Source organism: Streptomyces sp. SID3343 (assembly GCF_009865215.1).
Lineage (GTDB): Bacteria > Actinomycetota > Actinomycetes > Streptomycetales > Streptomycetaceae > Embleya.
The window spans coordinates 1-4,456 of record NZ_WWJX01000344.1; the positions used below are offsets into that span (position 1 = coordinate 1).

The following is a 4,456-nucleotide window of genomic DNA, read 5'->3' on the forward strand; positions in this document are numbered from 1 at the left end:
CCGCGCCGGCGCGCCTCCCGTTCGGCGGCCTCCACCAGCGCCCGGCCGACCCGGCGGCCCTGGTGCGCCGGATGCACGGCCAGACCGTCGATGTGCTGGACGTGCGCGGACATCGGGCCGAACGGCGAGGGGCGCATCCTGAGGTAGCCGACCACGTCCTCGCCGGCGTGCGCGACCAGGACGTTGCGCACGTCGGCGGCGTCCGGGAAGAAGGCCTTCCCGGGGTCCCAACGCGGCGTCGGGGTGACGTCGGTGGACCAGGTCAGATTGTCGATCTCGGTGAGTCTCTCCCCGTCCTCCACGGCTGCGGGACGAACCTGGACGCGGGTTTCCTCCGGTGTGCGCGGCATTGCCCAATCGTCGCACCCGACCCGGCACGCGGGGCAGAGGTCAACACCCGGATCCGGCATCCCGGCGCCCTAGACTCCGGCGCATGACAACACCCCGCGCGCCCCGAGCCCAGGCGGATCTCGACCGGCTGAGCGCCGGTAAGTACGTCCTGCTGACCACGTTTCGTCGGGACGGGCGCGCGGTGGGGACCGCCGTGTGGGTCGTGCGCGACGGCGACGCGCTCGGCGCGTGGACGGCGCGCGACTCCGGCAAGGTCAAACGGCTGCGCAACAGCGGCCGGGTCACCGTCGCGCAGTGTGACGCGCGGGGCAACGCGCGCGGCGCCGCCGTGGCCGGCCACGCCGAACTGCTCGACGAGGCAGGCACGGAGCGTTACCGAGGACTGATCAGGCGCAAGTTCGGTGTGCTGGGTCGTCTCACCCTGCTCGGCAGTCGGCTGCGCCGCGGTACCGGGGCCACGATCGGCATCCGGATCGAACTCACCGCCCCGGCCGAGCCCGAGCGGACGGACGGGGCGAACGAGCCCGAACGGCCCGACCCGGTGGGGTAGTGGCTCAGATGCTCAGTTTGAAACCCACGTGCGAATCCGCGAAACCGAGCCTCCGGTAGAAGCGGTGGGCGCTCTCGCGCTCGCCGTTCGAGGTCAACTGGACCAGTGTGGCCCCGCGCTCGCGGGCTCGTTCGATGGTCCACTGCATGAGCACCGTGCCCAGGCCGCCGCCGCGCTCCCCGCTGTCGATGCGTACGGCCTCGACCAGGGCGCGGGTACGGCCCATTTGGGACAGGCCGGGGATGATCGTGAGCTGGAGCGTGCCCACCACCGCGGCAGGCCCGCCGGCCGGGTCGGGGCGGGTCATCACCACCAACTCCTGGTTCGGGTCGGCCGCGATCTGCTCGAATGCCTCGACATAGGGGGTCAGGTCGTCGAGTGAGTCGCGTCCCGCGCCGAGCTTGTCGTCGACGAGCAGGCGGACGATCGCGGCGATGTCGGCTCGGTCGGCCGGCCGGATTTCGATGTCGTTCATGGCGACCAACGTAGACCGGCCCCCCGGGGCGGGTCGGGGGAGGTAGTCCGAAGGTCCTGGGCAGGTCCTTGGTCGTATGACTTCAGGTAGCGGTGTACGGCCAGGGGAGTAGGCGGGAATTCGGCCGCGCGCAGGATCCGTTGACCAGGTAAAGGGCGGATGCTTGTCAAGGAACATGGCAGGCGGCCGGACGGGGAGGTTCCACGTGGATGCCGTGCACCAGTGGGTGGATCGGCTGGGTGAGCTACCACCGATGTACGCGTATGCCGTGATTGCCTTGATCGCCGTGGTCGAGACCGGGTTGCTGTTGGGGGTGTTCGCGCCGGCCGAGCCGGTGCTGTTGCTCGGTGGCCTGTTGACCTCGACGGGGCATCTGGCCCTGTTCCCGGTACTGATCGTGGCGACGTCGGCGGCGATCGTGGGGGACACACTCGGTTACCTGTCGGGAAGGCATCGCAGCGAGCGGATAAGAACGGGTCGTCTGGGCCGCAAGGTCGGCGAGCACCGTTGGGAGCGGGCCGAGGAGATGTTCACGCGCGGCCGCGGGGCGGGCGGCGTGACGGTGATGCTGGGCAGGTGGGTGGCGTTCGCGCGCACGCTTTTGCCGCGGCTCGCGGGGGCGGCGGGCATGCCGTATCGGCGGTTCGCACCGTGGAACGTGGTGGGCATCCTGGTCTGGGTGCCGGGCTCGGTGATGCTGGGCCGGCTGGCGGGCAGCGCCTACCCCTCGGCGGCGAGCGTGCCCGGTTGGATCGGGGCCGCGATCCTGGCGATCGCCGTGGTGGCGGGCATCGTGACATACGTACGCCGTCGCCGGCGCCGGGGTGCCGAGGAGGACACCCAGTCCGGTTTCGGTGAACCTGCGCCGGGGGCGGACGCTTCGAGGCGGGATCTCGCCGGGGCGACGGCGGCCGTGCGCGAGGACAGCACGGCCTGACCCGCTCGGGCTGACGACACGTATGCGTTCGGGTACCGTCCGGCGAGGCGGGCCGCGGAACCGGCCGCTCGGGCGGGCCGGCGCACGGGTGCCGGCTATGGCGGCCGGTGCGCGGCAACTCGTGGGACGAAGCGGGTGGAGCAGGGCCAGGGGGCAGGGTCGCCGACGACCCGGCCCCCTTCGTTGTGTACCGCCGGCCGCCGCGGGGTGGTGCCGGTCAGCCGCGCAGCGAGGCGTCACCGTGTTTGGCGACGTGTTCGTCCAGCGCGGTGAGCGCCCGGGTGACCTCCTCGTGTGAGCCGCCGTGGCGCTGTTCGTTCCAGTACGCGGTGCCCAGGCGCTTGAGGAGCGCGGACGCGTCACGGCCGACCTGAACCTCCTCGACTTTCTGCTTTCCCGTGGTCATGCCCTGCTCGGCCATCTTCTTGGCCTTGTCGATGAAGCCGCTCATCGCGCCGTGCTCCGTTCCGGGGTCACTGGGTTCGGTCGCGGGCCCGGTGACCGGTCGGCCATCGGACTCGCCTGCCGGGGGTCGACGAGAGACCCCTTCGATCGGTCAACGAATGACACGGAAACGAAGATCCCGAACGGCAACGCTCCGGATCGGCCGATCAATTCACTCGATCGGCGTTGCCGCCGGCGTTTTTGCTCGGGCGCTGTGCCGGCCGGCGCCGATCCCGTGTCCCAGGGCCGGCCCGGTCCGCTGCTCGCGGGGACCGGACAGATCGGGTCGGGGTTGCGGCGGACTCGGCTCATGGCGCGCGAGCCACGCGCGACGGCGGCGCGACACGCGTGAGCGCATCCGCCGCCGAGGCTCGATCATCGGGCCGCCCGGGTCAGTCGCCGGCCGCGCGGAACGGGCGGATGGCGAGCGCCATCGAGGCCGCCACCAAGGTGATCGCGGCGAGCGTGCCGATCACCACCGTGTGCCCGTAGTCGCCGACGAAGGCCGCCCGGACCGCCTCCACGACATAACGCGGCGGGACGACGTGGGAGAGGCCGTCCAGCCAGCCCGGGGCGAGCGCCATCGGCAGCAGGATGCCGGAGAGCAGCATCACCGGCAGGTTCACCGCGTTGACCACGGGCGCGAACTCCTGCGGCGAGGCCACCCGCATCGCGAGGGCGTACGACAGCGCCGCGAGCGCGGCCGACATCAGCCCCACGAGGGCGAAGCCGAACAGGACGCCGAGGATCGGCACGCGCAGCCCGAACGCGACGCCGGCCAGGACGAGCAGGACGGACTGGGCGAGCAGGAGCACGACGTCCTTGAGTACGCGCCCCAGCAGCAGCGCGAGTCGGTTGACCGGGGTCACCCGCATGCGTTCGAGGATGCCGTGCTGCTTTTCGATCAGGATCCCGAAGCCCGCGAACGCGGCGCCGAAAAGGCCGAGTTGGACCAGCAGACCGGGCACGAGGGTCTGCCACGCGTCACCGCGCCCACCCAACGGGACGTCGCGAAGGAGCGGGCCGAACAGGACCAGGAACAGCAGCGGCTGCATGAGTCCGAAGACCAGACCGAGCTTGGATCGGACCAGTTCGCGCAGGTAGCGGCCGAAGATCAGGCCGGTGTCGCCGGCGAGCGAGGACAGCGGGGACGGTGCGGCGGGCACGGCGGCGGGCGATGGTGCGCATTGCGCGGACACGGACACCTCAGACGGCGATCGGGGTGTCGGCAGGCGCGGGAGTGCGCCGACCGGTGATGGCGATGAACGCGTCCTGGAGGGAGGCGTCGGGGGAGCCGGCGTGGCGGGTCTTGAGGCTGTGCGCGGTGCCCTCGGCGACGATCCGGCCGCCGTCGACGATCACCAGGCGGTCGGAGAGGGCGTCGGCCTCGTCGAGGTAGTGGGTGGTCAGGAAGACGGTGGTGCCCCACTCGTCGCGGATCCGGCGGACGAGGTCCCACAGGTCGACTCGGCTGCCGGGGTCCAGGCCCGTGGTCGGCTCGTCCAGGAACAGCACCCGGGGGCGGTGGACCAGACCCATCGCGATGTCGAGGCGGCGGCGTTGGCCGCCGGACAGCGCGCCGCACGGGCGGTCGAGGAAGTCGCCCAGATCCAGATCGGCGGCCAACTCGTCGGCGCGGGCCGCGGCGGCGGCCTTGTCGAGTCGGTACAGCCTGGCCTGGGTGGTCAGTTCCTCGCGC

The 4,456-nt window shown here is 71.7% G+C and carries 7 protein-coding genes; 2 read left to right on the forward strand and 5 right to left on the reverse strand.

Annotation, left to right across the window (positions count from 1 at the left end):
* Positions 1-350 (reverse strand): GNAT family N-acetyltransferase (locus tag GT354_RS11865; protein WP_161356260.1); only part of this gene is annotated, 350 nt, incomplete at its 3' end.
* 83 nt (positions 351-433) lie between these two features.
* Here GT354_RS11865 and GT354_RS11870 point away from each other — a divergent pair.
* Complete coding sequence (locus GT354_RS11870; RefSeq protein ID WP_161356261.1) at positions 434-901, forward strand: PPOX class F420-dependent oxidoreductase; 468 nt, start codon at positions 434-436, stop codon at positions 899-901.
* Between the two features lie 4 nt (positions 902-905).
* Here GT354_RS11870 and GT354_RS11875 read toward each other — a convergent pair whose 3' ends face one another.
* Positions 906-1,376, reverse strand: coding sequence for a GNAT family N-acetyltransferase (locus GT354_RS11875; RefSeq protein ID WP_161356262.1), 471 nt, complete (start codon positions 1,374-1,376; stop codon positions 906-908).
* Positions 1,377-1,581: 205 nt separating this feature from the next.
* Here GT354_RS11875 and GT354_RS11880 point away from each other — a divergent pair, with 205 nt between their 5' ends.
* The gene (locus tag GT354_RS11880; protein WP_161356263.1) at positions 1,582-2,313 is read left to right on the forward strand and encodes a DedA family protein; all 732 of its coding nucleotides are present in this window, start codon (positions 1,582-1,584) and stop codon (positions 2,311-2,313) included.
* A 217-nt stretch (positions 2,314-2,530) separates the two neighbouring features.
* On the opposite strand, the gene GT354_RS11885 is transcribed toward GT354_RS11880, so the two are convergent.
* From GT354_RS11885 to GT354_RS11895, 3 genes are all read right to left on the reverse strand, one after another.
* The gene (locus GT354_RS11885; protein WP_161356264.1) at positions 2,531-2,764 is read right to left on the reverse strand and encodes a hypothetical protein; all 234 of its coding nucleotides are present in this window, start codon (positions 2,762-2,764) and stop codon (positions 2,531-2,533) included.
* Positions 2,765-3,149: 385 nt separating this feature from the next.
* Positions 3,150-3,902 (reverse strand): ABC transporter permease, encoded by a 753-nt coding sequence (locus GT354_RS11890; protein WP_161356266.1) that lies wholly within the window; start codon positions 3,900-3,902, stop codon positions 3,150-3,152.
* 61 nt (positions 3,903-3,963) lie between these two features.
* Positions 3,964-4,456: ATP-binding cassette domain-containing protein (locus GT354_RS11895; protein WP_161356265.1), on the reverse strand; the 493-nt coding region annotated here is incomplete at its 5' end.